Source organism: Bradyrhizobium sp. WSM2254 (assembly GCF_000472645.1).
In the GTDB taxonomy this organism is placed as follows: Bacteria; Pseudomonadota; Alphaproteobacteria; order Rhizobiales; family Xanthobacteraceae; genus Bradyrhizobium; species Bradyrhizobium niftali.
In genome coordinates this window covers 39505-54755 of record NZ_AXAB01000023.1, presented here as the reverse complement: position 1 = coordinate 54755, position 15251 = coordinate 39505, and the positions used below count along the sequence as shown (strand labels likewise).

Genomic DNA, 15251 nt, shown 5'->3' with positions numbered 1-15251 from the left:
CAATGGCAAGCCCGTCCTCCCGCTACGACCTGACCGGACGCACCGCGCTCGTGACCGGCGCCGGCGGCCTGCTCGGGCGGCAGCACGTCGCCGCGCTTTCCGAGGCGGGAGCGCGCGTCGTCGTCACCGAAATCGGCCTCGCGCAGGCCGAGGCGGCCGTCACCGCGCTGAAGCAGAGCACGCCCTCCGCCGATCTGATCGCACTGGCGCTCGATGTCACATCGCAGGACTCGGTGCGCGCCGCGAACGAGCAGCTCGCAGGCCGCGGCGTCACCGTCGACATCCTCGTCAACAACGCCGCCATCGATCCGAAGGTGACGTCGAGCCCCGGCGTCATGCACTCCTCGCGCTTCGAAGCGTTCCCGGTGCCGCAATGGCAGACCGAGATCGCGGTGGGCCTGACCGGGGCGATGCTGTGCGCGCAGGAATTCGGCGGCCAAATGGCCAAACGCGGCCGCGGCGTGATCCTCAACATCGCCTCCGACCTCGGCGTGATCGCGCCGGACCAGCGGCTCTACCGCCAGCCGCATGTGACGCGCGAGGAGGAGCAGCCGGTGAAGCCCGTGACCTACTCGGTGATCAAGCACGGGCTGATCGGTTTGACGAAATATCTGGCGACCTACTGGGCCGACCACGGCGTGCGCGTCAACGCGATCTCGCCGGGCGGCGTCTTCAACAACCAGGATCCCGCCTTCGTGGAGCGCCTCACCCGCTTGATCCCGATGGGGCGCATGGCAGATGTCGAGGAATACCGCGCCGCGGTCCAGTTCCTCTGCTCGGACGCGTCGAGCTACATGACCGGGCAGAACCTCGTCATGGATGGCGGCCGAAGCGTGTGGTAGCGGCTCGCACCGTTGCCGGCCAAACTCATGGCGTGGCAATCCGGTGAGACATCGCCTCCACCCGCGCCCACAGCGCGATGATGTTGCGCTGACGCTGCGCGTGGCTTGCGTCGTCCGCGTCGAGCGAGCGGCACAAACGTGCAAGCACATCGACCCTGGGATCTCGAACATTCACAACGGCCTGCTTCACCGACGCGAAGGGATCGGGTAGGTCCACGACGGCGGGCCCGCGTTCGCCTGCCGCGATCCTGAAGCAGGTCTTCGCGGAGCGACTGTCGACCCGCAGCGCAAACGGCGGCAGGGCCTGTGCAGTGAAGACCGCCTCCCAGGACGCCGTCTCGCCATCCGAGGGGCCGCCAACCACCGACGACGAGACATCGTCGTAGCCGAGCTCTGCAAGAAGCGCGATCAGGTGGATGCCGTAGAAGCGGAGAGCGCCGCCGCCACTGGCGTCGAACCGCTTCCAGTTCGCGAGATTGGCGCGATAGTGATGCGCCATGAAGCTCCAGTCCAGCGAAAGACCATCGGTTCCCTCGCAGAGCACCGCGCGAAGCCGCTCTGCCCACGCCATGAAACGAAAGGTGTAGCCGACGCGATAGCGCTTTCCGGTGTGCTCGAACGCCTCGATGAGCTGCGCCGCAAGCTGCGGCGTCGGCGCGACCGGCTTCTCCAGGATCAGCTCGCGGATGTCGGGCATGTCTGCCAGCCGCGCCATCCAACCGGCCTGATCGGCAGGACGAAGCGCAACCACCGCGCCGCTCGCCTGTGCCAACGCCTCCTCGGTGCCGGGACACCAGGTCACCTGGGGCACATATTGGACGAGTTCGCTTCGCCCGCCGACCACCGCACGGTAGCGCTCCGGCAGCGCCACCTTCATCCCGCACTCGATCAGCGCAGGCAGATACCCATACATCCCGAAACCCGATCCGAGGATCGTGAAAACGCGCGCCTCAGGCATGGAAATCGTCCGCGCCGAGCACGTCGATCACCGACCCCTTGTATCCGTTTTCCTGGAGATACTGACGGATCTCACGCGAGATGTGCCAGGCGAGATTGAGCAATGGCTTGCCCTGGTCGCCATGCGCGAACAATTCGTCGTCGGACACGATCGGAATGCGCGTGCCTGGCACATAGTGCCCGATCTTGATCGAGCCGGGTTTCTCGTGGACGGCCACGATCTCCTTTTCGGTCAGTCCCAACAACTTGACCAGGATCGCCGCACGGCCCGGAAATGCCTTGGCCCTGACAGGACCATGTGCCGCAATGATCTTCTTCAGCTCTTCGCCCTTGCGCGCCTTCCAGAGTTCGACGTCGCGCGCGAGCTGGGCGAACTCGGCCCGGAAATTGTTTTCGCGCGCGACGATCTCGGCTGCGACGGCATCGCTCTTCGCCGCGTGTCCGAGAATGACGCGGATATTGCCGCCATACCGCGCGGGAAATTCGACATTCACGATGTCGAGGCCAAGCGATCTCGCGATGAAGCTGAACGATTTGTACGAATACGTGCGCGGATGCTCGTGATAGAAGGTGTCGAACTGATGCCGGTCCAGCACCGCGCCGAGATAGTGGTTCTCGATCACGATCACCGTCTCAGGCCCGAGCAGCGCCTTCAGCGCCGCAAGGACGCCGTTCAGATCCTCGATATGCGCGAAAACGTTGGTGAAGGTGATGATGTCGGGCGTGCCGACGGCACGACGGATCTCGGCCGCGGTCTCCGTGCTGAGATAGTTTTGCACCACGAAATGGCCCTTCGCCGCGGCGTCCTGGGCCGCGCCGGTCGGCTCGATGCCGGCCGTTGTCGCGCCGGCCTCACGGAAGAAATCGAGCAGGCTGCCGTCGTTGCAACCGATGTCGAGAACCACCTTGCCTGTCAGCGCCCCCATCCGCTCCGTGCAGGTCGCCACCAGGCTCTTCATTCCGGAGAGCACGTCGGCGGTGAAGCGCGAGCGGTAGTGATAATCCTTGGGGAACAGGTCCTCCTTCGGAACCTGGACGCGCTGGTGGCCGGTGACGCAGGTCGGACAAAAATCGATCAGAATCGGATATTCGCGACACTGGCGCGAATCGCCGACCGCCACCAGGTCGTCGCACAGCGGGTGCAGACCGAGATCGAGCACCGGCACGAGCTTGTCATTGCCGCAGACCTCGCAGCCCTTGATCTCGGTGAGCGGTCTGGTCGACGTGGTGGTCATCATCTTGAATCCAGTTTGCGGCCCACCGGGCCGGAGTAAGCGAGTTAGTCGCGTTTTGTGTTCATGAAAGCGTCGATCTGGTCAACCATCACCGGCCTGACCGCGGCGCCCTGCTCGAACGCCTTGTACCATTCCACCACGGCGGAGGCGGCACGATCGAGGCCCCAGCGCGGCGCCCAGCCCAGATGGGCTCGCGCTTTGGAACTATCCAGCGACAAAAGCCGCGCCTCGTGCGGGTGCTGCCCGGGCTGCGGCATCTGCTGCGGCGGAACACCCCACAGCACCGCCAGGCGATCGACCAGCCAGCGCACCGTGCGCACGCTGTCCGCATCAGGGCCGAAATTCCATTCGCTGGAGAAGCCGATCGGGTCGTGCCACAGATGCTCGGCGAGCAGAAGATAGCCGGACAGCGGCTCGAGCACGTGCTGCCAGGGCCGTACAGCATCGGGATTCCGGACCGGCACCGGCTGGCCGCTGCGGATCGCCGCGATCACGTCGGGAATGAGACGATCCTGAGCCCAGTCGCCGCCACCAATCACATTGCCGGCGCGGGCGCTGGCAAACCCGATCCGGCTGGTTCCGCTGAAAAACGACGAACGGTAGGCCGCCGTGACCAGCTCCGCGCAGGCCTTGCTGCTGGAATAGGGATCCTTGCCGCCGAGCGGATCCGCCTCGCGGTAGCCCCAGACCCATTCCCTGTTGTCGTAGCATTTGTCGCTGGTGACATTGACCACCACGCGCACGTCCGAATTCCGCACTGCCTCGAACACGTGCACCGTGCCCATCACATTGGTCGCGTAGGTGCCGACGGGATCGTCGTAGGACGCGCGCACGATCGCCTGCGCCGCCATGTGAAACACGATCTCGGGCTGAAACCGGTCGAACGCTGCTTTGACCGCGGCGGGATCGCGGATGTCGGCGAAGACCGACAGGGTGTCCTGCGCGGTCTGCGCCAGATCGAACAGGTTGGGCGTCGTCGATGGCGGCAGCGCGAGCCCCGCGACCTCGGCGCCGAGATGGCGCAGCCAGGCCACCAGCCAGCCGCCCTTGAAGCCGGTATGGCCAGTGACGAGAACGCGCTTGCCCGTCCAGAAGCCAGCGTTCATTGCCAACGTTTCCAGGGCGCCCGCCCGCCGTCCCAGAGCTGCTCCAGATGAAGCTTGTCACGCAGCGTGTCCATCGCCTCCCAGAAGCCGGTGTGGCGGTAGGCCGCGAGCTGTCCGTCCTGCGACAGACGCTTCAGCGGCTCCTGCTCCCAGATTGTGGCGTCGTTGCCGAGATAGTCGAAGATCGCAGGCTCCAGCACGAAGAATCCGCCGTTGATCCAGCGGCCGTCGCCCCGCGGCTTCTCCTCGAAATGCTGGACGACGTCGTGGTCGATATCGAGTGCGCCGAAGCGCGCCGGCGGCTGAATCGCGGTCACCGTCGCATGGCGCCCGTGAGCGCGATGAAACTCTCGCAACGCGCCAATGTCGACGTCCGCGAGCCCGTCGCCATAGGTCATGCAGAACGTCTCGTTGCCGACATAGTCCCTGATGCGCTTGAGACGGCCGCCGGTCATGGTGTTCAGGCCGGTGTCGACTAGCGTCACCTTCCAGTGCTCGGCGAACTTGTTGTGCACTTCCATCGAATTATTGGCGAGGTCGAACGTCACGTCCGCCATGTGAAGGAAGTAGTTCGCGAAATATTCCTTGATGACATAGGACTTGTAGCCGCAGCAGATGATGAACTCGTCGATCCCATGCGACGAGAAGATCTTCATGATGTGCCACAGGATCGGCTTGCCGCCGATCTCGATCATGGGTTTCGGCTTGACGTGGCTCTCTTCGGTGATGCGAGTCCCGAACCCACCCGCCAGAATCACGGCCTTCATGCTCATACCCGTCCAGCCGAAAAGGTCACATCAGAACGATTAGCCCAGCCTTGTCAACAAGATCGGGCGCCCACCACCCTTCGGGAGCGGTTGAACTTGTCCGCTTACCTGCTAAAGAAACGATTGAAAGATGGCAACCCCACCACCGGGCGCTGCCATCCGTCCGATTCCGCCCCCCGGTAAGGACGTCCTGGAGGATGGATGCGGAAGAAGATCAGCCTTGTGACGCCCTGCTACAACGAGGAGGCGGGAATCCGCGAGTGCTACGCAGCGGTCAAGGACATCTTCGACCGCGAGCTTCCGGGCTACGAGCGCGAGCACATCTTCTGCGACAATGCCTCGACCGATCGGACCGTCGAGATCCTGAAGGAGATCGCGGCCCAGGACCCCTCGGTCAAGGTGATCGTCAATGCCCGGAACTTCGGCGTGCTCAGGAACACCTATAACGGTGTGCTGGCCTCGACCGGCGATGCCACGGTGCTGTTCATGCCGGCCGATCTGCAGGATCCGCCGTCGCTGATCCCGACCTTCGTCAAGCACTGGGAGGACGGCTACGAGATCGTGTTCGGCATCCGCGCGCGGCGCGAAGAGCCGTTCCTGAGCCGAACGGCGCGCCATCTGTACTACAAGATGATCAGCCGCATGTCTTACGTCGATTATCCGGCCGACGTCGGCGACTACCAGCTGGTCGACCGCAAGGTGCTCGATGCCATGAAGCAGTTCGAGGACGTCCAGCCCTTCATGCGGATGATGCCGTTCGAATGCGGCTTCCGCTCGATCGGCGTGCCCTACACCTGGCTTGCGCGGAAACACGGTATCTCGCGCAACCGGCTGTCGAGCCTGATCGACCAGGGTCTGCTCGGCGCCATCAGCTTCTCCACCGTGCCGCTGCGCACGGCGTTTTTTTGCGGGCTGATCATCTCCACGCTGAGCTTCGCCTACGCCTTCATGGTATTCCTGCTCAAGATTGCCGGCTTCGACATCGGCCCGCACGGCATTCCTACCATCATCATAGGCCTGTTCTTCTTCGGCGGCGTGCAGCTCTTCTTCCTTGGCGTGCTCGGCGAATATATCGTGGCGATCTTCAATCAGGTCCGGCGACGGCCGATCGTCGTCGAGCGCGAACGGGTCAATTTCGACTGAGCCTTCGCACCATAGACGGTTGCGCCTCGCGCGAGCGCTGGCGGCCGACCTGAGCGCGCGGTGGTGCACCCATCTCGCCTAATCGGCGGCGGGGTTCTGCGATGGTTCGCAGCGACCCGCCTCAAGGAGCTTCCCTAGCCCCTCGGAGGCCACAAACGCAAGCGCGGCCAGCGCGGGGATGATCAGCCTGGTCTCTGAAAAATCGGCGATCAAAAAGACGATCCCGACATGAACCAGCGCAGCCGGCACCACAGCAGCGATCGTCCGGGTCATCGAACAGGTCGTGACGACCACGATCGCCAACACCGGACTGGCGACGGCAATCGCGAGCTTCATGCTCAGAAGATTGCCGAGCATCTTGCCGAAATAGTCGCCTTGCGTAACCAGGAAGGACTTGAAGTTCGCTTCCGGGTGCATCCAGATTAAGAACTTGGGCGTGACGAGGGAAATGCCGATCAACACCGCGAACACGGCCCATTCCTTGGTTGTAGGCCAGCGCCGCTCGAAGGCCGGCAGGCTCAACAGCACGAAGGCCGACGCGAACACGACGTCGGTTCGCGCAAAACTGATGATCAACCCCGAAATGATGGCGGCGGGATAGCGCCGCGATACCAGGAGAAACAGCTGCCAGAACAATCCGCCCGCGATAAACACAGCGCCCATCCGCCCGGGAAAGATCGCGATCTGTGTATAGAACGCGAAGGTGAGAAGACAAAGCCATCTCGAAGTCGGCGAGAGCAGGAGCGTTCCGAGCGCGAACACCCCGAGGAAGGCCAGAGAGTCGAACATGTAGTTGATCGCGACGTGAGTCCGCCAGGTCGAGCCTCTCAGGTGGTCGTCCCCCATGACCTGGACGTAGGTTTCCACGATCTGCGATATGAGCGGCCGGATGATGCCTTCGACGAGGCCCAGATGCGCGAATTCCCGTTCATGATCGAGGCTGAACTGCATCTGCTCGCGCAGCAAATTGGCTTCATGCGCAGTGATCGACAGCGCCAGACAGCAGCTGATCAGCAGCCCCAGAACGACCGGATTGAGAAAGCTTTTCCGGACCCAGAACAAAAGCAGCGGCGGCACCAGCGCCACCATCACGTAGATGGCGATTCCGAAATACCGCAATACGCCAGGGAGCCAGCGTTCCGAAATCTCCAAGCGCCACCAGACGATGACCAGGATGTTCGTGACAAGCCAGAAGCCGAGAACGAGCCCGAGCGACGGCGTCCTCATATCGTCTTCGAATGTGATGAATCGGCTCAGGAGGTTATGAGGCGGCTTCGGAGATATTGACTGCGACAATTGAATGACCGAATTTAATGCTGGAGGATGCCAGCGAGGTTCATGTGCGCGGGGCGCGAATGCTCAATGCCCAGCAGCGTCCGCCGGTTATCGTTTGTACGCTGCAGATGCAAGCTCGCGAGCGTCATGCCGGTGCAGGTCGTGACCGTCGTGCCGCGCCCGCCGAACGGTGCGAGAAAGTCGAACACGCGGCTGCCGAATATATCCACGACAGACATCTCCCGCGCACCGAGCGGCGCAATCTCGCCGAACTCGCCCTCGATCTGCTCGCCGTCTCCGCGGATCAGCTTCGACGTCGGCCGCGCCGCATGCGCGTATTCAGGATCGGAGGAATGATTGATCAGCATCAGGCTGCTGACGATGTCGCTGGTCGCGATGATCTTCGGATTGATGCCGGTGAACCCGACATGCGCCTTGAGCCTGCCCTCGTTCAGCGGCCGGGCGAACGCGCCGGTACGGTAGATCGCGACATTGTCCTGATCGACATAAGTCATCGAATAGCTGGCGGGCGAGGAACGAAAGCCGTCCATACGCCCGCGCGACATCACGGCGACGACCACATAGTCGTCCTGCGGTAGCTTGAGTGACGCGAACAGGCGCGACAGCTCGACCTCGACGGTGGCACCCGGCGCATAGTCTTCCGGGAACTCGTAGGTCGCGCGGTAATCGCCCTGACGCGACAGGATGTGCAGCTTGAATCTGAGCTTCTTGCTGAAGCCCGAGGCGACCAGGCTGGCGAGCTCGGGGACGAGATCCTTGACCGTTTCGCGAAAGTTCTTCCGCAGGCTGCCGGCGATGAGGCTGCGGAGATATCTGATGTCGACCGGACGGTACCAGGCAGGGATCGAGAAACCCATGCGCGACTCGACCCCCGCAAAGGTCGGGAACATGAACCTGGGCTCGTAAGGTTTCCAAGGACTGGACGAGAAACGTGTCACGGTCGCGGCCTCTAGAAATGATGCAAGCTGAACTTGCCGTTGGCAAATTCATAATAGCTGAACGGGCTGGCGATGTTGGTGCCCTTGAACTCCAGGGCGAACCCCTCGCTCGCACCCACCAGTCTTTCGGCCTCGGGAAAAAGGTCGAGCGTGCTGATGCGGACCGCGCCCATCGGCGCGATTTCCGGGAGCGCGCGCTCGCCCAGGGCGGTGCCGTCCAGAGCCATGAGTCGGGCCGTCCCCACCGAGACGCCTTCGGACGCCATGCAGGAGTTCACCAGCACCACGCCCGACTCCTTCAGGAAGCGCGTGAGATAGGACTGCATCCAGGCGGAGGTCGGGAACGGCGCTGCCGCGACGGGCTCGCGCTCGTGCGACAATGTTATCGCGCCGTGCTGCGAGAAATATTGTGCGTAATAGCCGGTGGTCACCTTTCGTCCGGGACGAAGCTTGGTCTCGTGTTTCGGTACCAGCGTCATTGCCACCGTTCCCGAAATGCGCGGACACAGCTCCGATGTCGGCAACTGCAATTGTCCGTCGACGCCGAGCGCCTTGTGGAAATATCCAGCCTGCTTGCCCGCCCCGTCGAAGAACCAGACATGGGCATCCACGTCCGGATTATCCTTCATGAAGATCGAGAAGTAGTTGAATGCGCAGACTTCCGTCGTGACGGTCTCGTCGTTGCGCAGGTAGAGCACGGCAGGCGGATAGCCCCTTGCGACGGCCTCGCTAATCTGCAATTCACCCGGCATGCGGCGAAACTCGGCGGGAAGCAACAATCAGGCCCGATTGGCCGGCGGATAGCGAAGATTGCGCCCGGATGTTCTCGCCCGCCTGCTAAAAATCCTGCACAATTCGACGGATGTTTACGCTTAGCCGCATGTGGAATCAACTGTGGATGGAGCTGCGCCGCACCTTCGGAAAATCCGGCACAACGCCCCCAACTGGCGCGGAGACCAGTGACGCGGTATGGACATTGGAATGACACTTGCTTTTCACCGACAGATCGATCGATGTCGCAAAACCCCCGCTCCATGTTGAGACAGGCCGTCATCCTGGTCGGCGGGCTGGGCACACGGCTGGGTGAGCGCACCAGGCTGGTACCGAAGCCGATGCTCGACGTCGGCGGGCGGCCGTTTCTCGACACACTGATCGACGAGCTCGTCCGCTATGGCGTGTTCGATGAAATCCTCCTGCTTGCGGGCCACAAGGCGGAGATCGTCGAGACGCACTACGCCGCAGCCGCCAGGGGACAGGCGCAAATCGTCGTGTCGCGCGAGACCGAGCCGCTCGGCACCGGCGGCGCTCTCGTGCACGCGCGCGACCTGCTGCAGGACCGCTTCCTGCTGCTCAACGGCGACTCGCTGTTCGACTTCAACCTGCTCGACCTGATCGCGCGCGCGCAAGACGGGCGCGTTCACATGGCACTGCGCGACGGCGTCGTCGGGGATCGCTACGGGCGCGTCACGCTCGACGGCGACATCGTGCGCGACTTCATCGCGCCGGGTGCGGGCGCCACGGGACCGGTCAACGCCGGCATCTACGTCGTCGACAAGTCCATTATCGCCGATATCGCAAAGCTTCCCGCCTCGCTCGAGCAGGACGTGTTCCCCGGCCTCGTCAGGTCCGGCGAGCTGCGCGGGACGGCTTATCGCGGCTATTTCATCGACATCGGCATCCCCGATGACTTCGCGCGAGCCGACCGCGAGCTGCGCGAGACGCTGCGGCGTCCCGCCGTGTTCTTCGACCGCGACGGCGTGCTCAACCATGATTCAGGCTACACGTTCGAGACGCACAAGCTCGAATGGATCGATGGCGCGCGCGAGGCCGTGAAGGCGGTCAACGACGCCGGCTACTTCGCCTTTGTCATCACCAACCAATCCGGCGTCGCGCGAGGCTACTACGAGGAGCATCACGTCGTCGCCCTGCACCGCTGGATGGCGGAGCAGATGGCGCTGATCGGTGCGCATATCGATGCGTTCGAATATTGCCCCGATCATCCCGACGGAGCCGTCGCCCGCTATTGCCGCGTCAGCGACCGGCGCAAGCCGGCGCCGGGCATGATCACCGATCTCGCACAGCGCTTTCCGGTCGACCTGACGCGCAGCATGGTGATCGGAGACAAGGACAGCGACATGGCGGCGGCGCAGGCCGCGGGCCTTGCGGGCCACTTGTTTGAAGGCGGGAATCTGGAGGCGTTCGTGAAGCAGCGCCTGAACGCGGCCGGCAAGGCCTAGGGGCGCGTCACGAAAACTGCTGCATCCCCGGGCATTTGGGGGTCCCGGGCGCTGCTCTGTTGCGCGCAACCGCCAGTGTGCTATAGCGCCATCTTGTTGCGAACACTGGCTTAATCGCCTTCTGGGGTCCGGCATGGCAGATCTGAGGGACGCCCGCGTCCTCGTTACCGGCAGCGATGGCTTCATCGGTTCGCATGCCGTCGAGGAGCTGGTGAAGGCCGGGGCCCGCGTCAAGGCGATCGTCTACTACAATTCCTTCAATTCCTGGGGCTGGCTGGACACGGTTCCAGCCGACATCATGAAGTCCGTGGAGGTGGTGGCCGGCGACATCCGCGATCCGCATTTCATGATCGCGGCCGCCAGCGGTTGCACCGACGTGCTGCACCTGGCGGCGCTGATCGCGATTCCCTTCTCCTATGTTGCGCCCGATTCCTACGTCGAGACCAACGTGCGCGGCACGGTGAACGTGCTCCAGGCGGCGCGCCTGGCCGGCGTGCGGCGCTTCGTGCAGACTTCGACCAGCGAGGTGTACGGCACGGCGCAAATCGTACCGATCAAGGAAAATCATCCGCTGGTCGGCCAATCGCCCTACTCGGCCTCGAAGATCGCCTCCGACCAGATGGCGCTGTCGTTCCAGGCCTCGTTCGACATGCCGGTCGTCGTCATCAGGCCGTTCAACACCTACGGACCGCGTCAGTCGGCGCGCGCGGTCATCCCGACCATCATCAGCCAGATCGCGACCGGCAAGCGCAAGATCCGTCTCGGCGCCGTCAGCCCGACGCGCGATTTTTCCTTCGTCACCGACACCGCGCGCGGCCTGATCGCCGGCCTCACCGCGCCGGCCGAACAGAGCGTCGGCCAGACCATCAATCTCGGCAGCGGCTTCGAGATATCGGTCGGCGCGACCGTCGAGATGATTGCCGACGTGATGGGCGTCGACATCGAGATCGAGACCGACGAGGCACGCCTGCGGCCGGCCAACAGCGAGGTCGAGCGGCTCTGGGCCGACAATTCCAGGGCGCGCCAGCAGCTCGGCTGGGCGCCGGAATTCGGCGGGCTCGACGGCATGCGCCGTGGCATCGAGAAGACGGTTAGCTGGTTCACCAACCCCGCCAATCTCAGCCGTTACAAGGCGGACGTCTACAATGTCTGAGGCAACGGTGGGCACTGCTGTTACCGGATCCGACGCGCGCGCGTTCGATCCTAAGGCCGTGGTCGACGCCGTCCGGCGCGCGGCGGGCACGCCCAACGGCGTCCTCGGCCTGCACGAGCCTGTGTTCGCGGGCAACGAGGTCGCCTATCTCGAAGAGTGCATCAAGAGCACCTTCGTCTCCTCGGTCGGCCCGTTCGTCGACCGTTTCGAGCGCATGCTGGAAGAAGTGACGGGCGCCAGGCGGGCCGTCGCCGTCGTCAACGGCACCGCAGCGCTGCACGCTTGCTTCAGGCTGGCCGGCGTCGAGCCCGGCGAGGAAGTCATGTCGCCCGCGCTGACCTTCATCGCGACCACGAACGCGATCGCCTATTGCGGGGCGGTGCCGCATTTCGTCGACAGCTCGCTCACGACGCTCGGCATGGATGCGCGCGCCCTCGCCACGCGGCTCGAGGCAATCGCCGAGCGGACCACCAGGGGCGCGATCAATCGCGAGACCGGACGCCGCATTGCCGCGATCTCGCCGATGCACACGTTCGGACATCCCGTCGAGCTCGACGAGATCGCCGCGATCGCGCACGAGTGGGGCATTGCGCTGGTGGAGGATGCCGCGGAATCGCTGGGCTCGACCTACAAGGGCCACGCCGTCGGATCGCAGGCCCGGCTCGCGGCGCTGAGCTTCAACGGCAACAAGATCGTCACCACCGGCGGCGGCGGCGCCATCCTCACCAATGACGAGGAATTGGGGCGCCGCGCCAAGCATCTCACCACCACCGCGAAGCTGCCGCACAAATGGGCCTTCGTGCACGACGAGATCGGCTTCAACTACCGCCTGCCCAACCTGAACGCCGCGCTCGGCTGCGCGCAGCTCGAGCAGCTCGACGGATTTTTGGCGAGCAAGCGCCGGCTGGCTGCAGCTTATGAGCGCGTCTTTGCGAACGTGCCCGGCGTGCGCTTCTCGCGCGAGCCCGAGGGCACCACGAGCAATTACTGGCTGAACGCCATCTTGCTCGACGAGGCGTATGCGCAGCGGCGCGACGACGTGCTCACGGCGTTGAACGAAGCCGGCTTCGGCGCGCGTCCCGCCTGGACCCTGATGCACCGCCTGCCGATGTTCGCGCAAAGCCCGCGCGGCGATCTCGCCACGGCCGAATCGATCGAGCGGCGGCTGATCAACCTGCCCTCGAGCGCCAGCATCCGGGCCCGCGATGAATAGCATCGCACGAAATATCTGCTTCGTGACCGGCAGCCGCGCCGATTTCGGGCTGCTGGTCTGGCCGATGCGCGCGATCCGCGAGACATCAGGCCTGACGCTTCAGCTCATTGCCACCGGCATGCATCTCGCGCCGGAGTTCGGCTACACCTTCAACGCCATCCGCGACGAGGGATTCGAAGCCGACGAGCGCGTCGAGACGTTGCTCGCCAGCGACACCGGTGCCGGCGTCGCGAAATCCGTCGGGCTCGGCGTGATCGGCTTTGCCGATGCCTTCACGCGGCTGCAGCCGGATCTCGTCGTCGTGCTCGGCGACCGCTTCGAGATGTTCGCGGCCGCGCAGGCCGCGATGTTCATGCGGCTGCCGATGGCGCATCTGTTCGGCGGCGACGTCACCGAAGGCGCGGTCGACGAGTCCATTCGTCACGCCATCAGCAAGATGTCGCATCTGCATTTCACCAGCAACCGGGGCTCGACGCAGCGGCTGACGCAGCTCGGCGAGGATCCGTCCCGCGTTCACACCATCGGCTCGGTCGGCATCGACGCCATCAGGCATCTCGACCTGATGGACCGCGACGGTATCGGCCGTGCGGTCGGCATGCCGCTCGGCGAGCGCAATGCGCTCGTGACGTTCCATCCGGTCACGGTCGAGGCCGGACGCTCGATGGCCGAGCTGGACGAGCTGTTCGCGGCGCTGTCGACGCTCGATCCCGCCTTCCGTCTCATCTTCACGCTCGCCAATGCCGATGCGGAGGGACGCGCGCTGAACGACCGAACCAAGGCCTTCGCGGCGGGCCGGCCGAACTCCATCGCGGTCGCCTCGCTCGGACAGCACCGTTATCTCAGCCTGATGAGCCAGGTGGACGTGGTGATCGGCAATTCGTCGAGCGGCATCCTCGAAGCGCCGTCATTCGGCGTTCCCACGGTCGACGTCGGCGACCGCCAGAAGGGGCGCGAGCGCGCGGCTTCGGTGTTTCACGCGGCATCCGAACGCGGCGCCATCGGCGCCGCCATCTCGCAAGCGCTCGGGCGCGGCCGTCAGGCCACCGTCAACCCCTACGGCGACGGCGACTCCAGCCGGCGCTTTGCCGACATCATTGCCGGCATCCCCGATTTCGGACAGCTTCTGAAAAAGGGCTTCTACGACCTTCCCGCAAGCGGAGCGCGGCCATGACGACGCACACGCTGATCATCGCGGAAGCCGGCGTCAATCACGACGGCAGCCCGGAGAAGGCACTGGCCCTGGTCGATGCGGCAGCCGACGCCGGCGCCGACATCGTCAAGTTCCAGACCTTCAACGCCAAGGCGCTGACGAGCGGCGCGGCGAAGAAGGCCGACTATCAGCAGCGCACGACGGACGCCGCCGAGAGCCAGCTCGCGATGCTGGAGCGGCTCGAACTGCCGCAGGCCGCACACCACACGCTGATTGCGCGCGCGGCCGAACGCGACATCGAATTCCTGTCGACGCCGTTCGATGATGCTTCGCTCGGCTTCTTGCTGTCGCTGAAGCTGCCGCGCATCAAGATCGGATCGGGTGATCTCACCAATGCACCACTGCTGCATGCGGCGGCGAGGGCCGGCGCGACACTGATCCTGTCGACGGGGATGGCGACACTCGGTGAGATCGAGGAAGCCCTGGGCGTATTGGCCCATGGCTACGCGCAGCGCATCGATCCTGCCGGCGTCGTCTCGTTCCGCGCGGCATGGCGCGATCCTGCGGCGCGCACCGCGCTCGCGCGGCACGTCAGCCTGCTGCATTGCACGACCGAATATCCCTGCCCCATCGCGGATGTGAACCTCGCCGCGATGGCGACGATGCGATCCGCGTTCCAGCTTCCGGTCGGCTATTCCGATCACACCGACGGTTTCGAGATTTCGGTGGCCGCGGTTGCGCTCGGTGCCACCATCATCGAGAAGCACCTGACACTGGATCGCAACGCGCCCGGTCCTGACCACGCAGCCTCGCTCGAGCCGGACGATTTCGGGCGGATGGTGCGCGCCATTCGCAACGTCGAAGCCGCGCTCGGCGACGGCGTGAAGACGCCGAAAGAGTCAGAGATCAGGAATGTGCCCGTGGCGCGCAAGAGCATCGTGGCGGCACGCGCACTGCGGGCCGGCGAGATCATCGGCCCGGCCGACATCACCGCCAAGCGGCCGGGCGCAGGCCGGCCGCCGATCGACTATTGGTCCTTGATCGGAACGGCGGCGCCGCGGGCGCTCGAGCCGGACGATCCGGTTTAACGACGCGGCTCGGCAGGCCCCCCGCGCATGCTCGCGGCCGCCTGCGTGCACCGATCTCAGCGGCCGGCCGCGGGTCTTCAAACCACTGATTCGGCCCACGGAACGCCGGGGTTGACGGCGCCTCTC

The 15251-nt window shown here is 64.5% G+C and carries 14 protein-coding genes; 7 read left to right on the top strand and 7 right to left on the bottom strand.

Translation table 11 applies throughout. The annotated features are described in order from the left end of the window. Positions 1–2: 2 nt before the first annotated feature. The gene (locus tag A3M7_RS0117410) at positions 3–842 is read left to right on the top strand and encodes an SDR family oxidoreductase (protein WP_027545070.1); all 840 of its coding nucleotides are present in this window, start codon (positions 3–5) and stop codon (positions 840–842) included. 25 nt (positions 843–867) lie between these two features. Here the strand turns inward: A3M7_RS0117410 and A3M7_RS0117405 are convergent, their stop codons facing one another. Genes A3M7_RS0117405 through rfbF form a run of 4 tightly spaced genes read right to left on the bottom strand, consistent with a single transcriptional unit; the run spans position 868 to position 4907 of the window. Further along, positions 868–1800, bottom strand: coding sequence for a hypothetical protein (locus A3M7_RS0117405; RefSeq protein WP_027545069.1), 933 nt, complete (start codon positions 1798–1800; stop codon positions 868–870). Beyond that, positions 1793–3037: a class I SAM-dependent methyltransferase gene (locus tag A3M7_RS0117400; RefSeq protein WP_027545068.1), complete on the bottom strand. Its 1245-nt coding sequence runs from the start codon at positions 3035–3037 to the stop codon at positions 1793–1795. The genes A3M7_RS0117405 and A3M7_RS0117400 overlap by 8 nt, the downstream gene beginning before the upstream one ends. Positions 3038–3078: 41 nt before the next feature. Beyond that, complete coding sequence (gene rfbG / locus A3M7_RS0117395; protein WP_198033759.1) at positions 3079–4140, bottom strand: CDP-glucose 4,6-dehydratase; 1062 nt, start codon at positions 4138–4140, stop codon at positions 3079–3081. After that, entirely contained in the window at positions 4137–4907 is a 771-nt protein-coding gene (rfbF, locus tag A3M7_RS0117390) for a glucose-1-phosphate cytidylyltransferase (RefSeq protein WP_027545066.1), read from the bottom strand. Before rfbF ends, rfbG begins: the two co-directional genes overlap by 4 nt. 201 nt (positions 4908–5108) lie before the next feature. On the opposite strand from rfbF, the gene A3M7_RS0117385 reads away from it, so the two are divergent. Then, the gene (locus A3M7_RS0117385; protein WP_027545065.1) at positions 5109–6050 is read left to right on the top strand and encodes a glycosyltransferase family 2 protein; all 942 of its coding nucleotides are present in this window, start codon (positions 5109–5111) and stop codon (positions 6048–6050) included. A 78-nt stretch (positions 6051–6128) separates the two neighbouring features. Here the strand turns inward: A3M7_RS0117385 and A3M7_RS0117380 are convergent, their stop codons facing one another. From A3M7_RS0117380 to A3M7_RS0117370, 3 genes are all read right to left on the bottom strand, one after another. Beyond that, positions 6129–7277 (bottom strand): hypothetical protein, encoded by a 1149-nt coding sequence (locus A3M7_RS0117380; RefSeq protein WP_027545064.1) that lies wholly within the window; start codon positions 7275–7277, stop codon positions 6129–6131. Positions 7278–7360: 83 nt separating this feature from the next. Then, entirely contained in the window at positions 7361–8203 is an 843-nt protein-coding gene (locus tag A3M7_RS0117375) for a hypothetical protein (RefSeq protein ID WP_245284270.1), read from the bottom strand. A 92-nt stretch (positions 8204–8295) separates the two neighbouring features. Next, the gene (locus tag A3M7_RS0117370) at positions 8296–9036 is read right to left on the bottom strand and encodes a hypothetical protein (RefSeq protein WP_049823507.1); all 741 of its coding nucleotides are present in this window, start codon (positions 9034–9036) and stop codon (positions 8296–8298) included. Positions 9037–9318: 282 nt separating this feature from the next. Here A3M7_RS0117370 and A3M7_RS0117365 point away from each other — a divergent pair, with 282 nt between their 5' ends. The 5 genes from A3M7_RS0117365 (at position 9319) to neuB (ending at position 15125) form a co-directional block, all read left to right on the top strand. Next, positions 9319–10521 (top strand): HAD-IIIA family hydrolase, encoded by a 1203-nt coding sequence (locus A3M7_RS0117365; RefSeq protein ID WP_027545061.1) that lies wholly within the window; start codon positions 9319–9321, stop codon positions 10519–10521. Positions 10522–10654: 133 nt separating this feature from the next. Continuing rightward, the gene (locus tag A3M7_RS0117360) at positions 10655–11674 is read left to right on the top strand and encodes an NAD-dependent 4,6-dehydratase LegB (protein WP_027545060.1); all 1020 of its coding nucleotides are present in this window, start codon (positions 10655–10657) and stop codon (positions 11672–11674) included. Next, a complete protein-coding gene (locus A3M7_RS0117355) occupies positions 11667–12887 on the top strand; it encodes a LegC family aminotransferase (protein WP_027545059.1) in 1221 nt (406 codons plus the stop codon). Before A3M7_RS0117360 ends, A3M7_RS0117355 begins: the two co-directional genes overlap by 8 nt. Further along, on the top strand, positions 12880–14058 hold the full coding sequence (gene neuC / locus A3M7_RS0117350) for a UDP-N-acetylglucosamine 2-epimerase (protein ID WP_027545058.1): 1179 nt from the start codon (positions 12880–12882) through the stop codon (positions 14056–14058). The genes A3M7_RS0117355 and neuC overlap by 8 nt, the downstream gene beginning before the upstream one ends. Then, the gene (gene neuB / locus A3M7_RS0117345) at positions 14055–15125 is read left to right on the top strand and encodes an N-acetylneuraminate synthase (RefSeq protein ID WP_027545057.1); all 1071 of its coding nucleotides are present in this window, start codon (positions 14055–14057) and stop codon (positions 15123–15125) included. Before neuC ends, neuB begins: the two co-directional genes overlap by 4 nt. Positions 15126–15251: the final 126 nt, after the last annotated feature.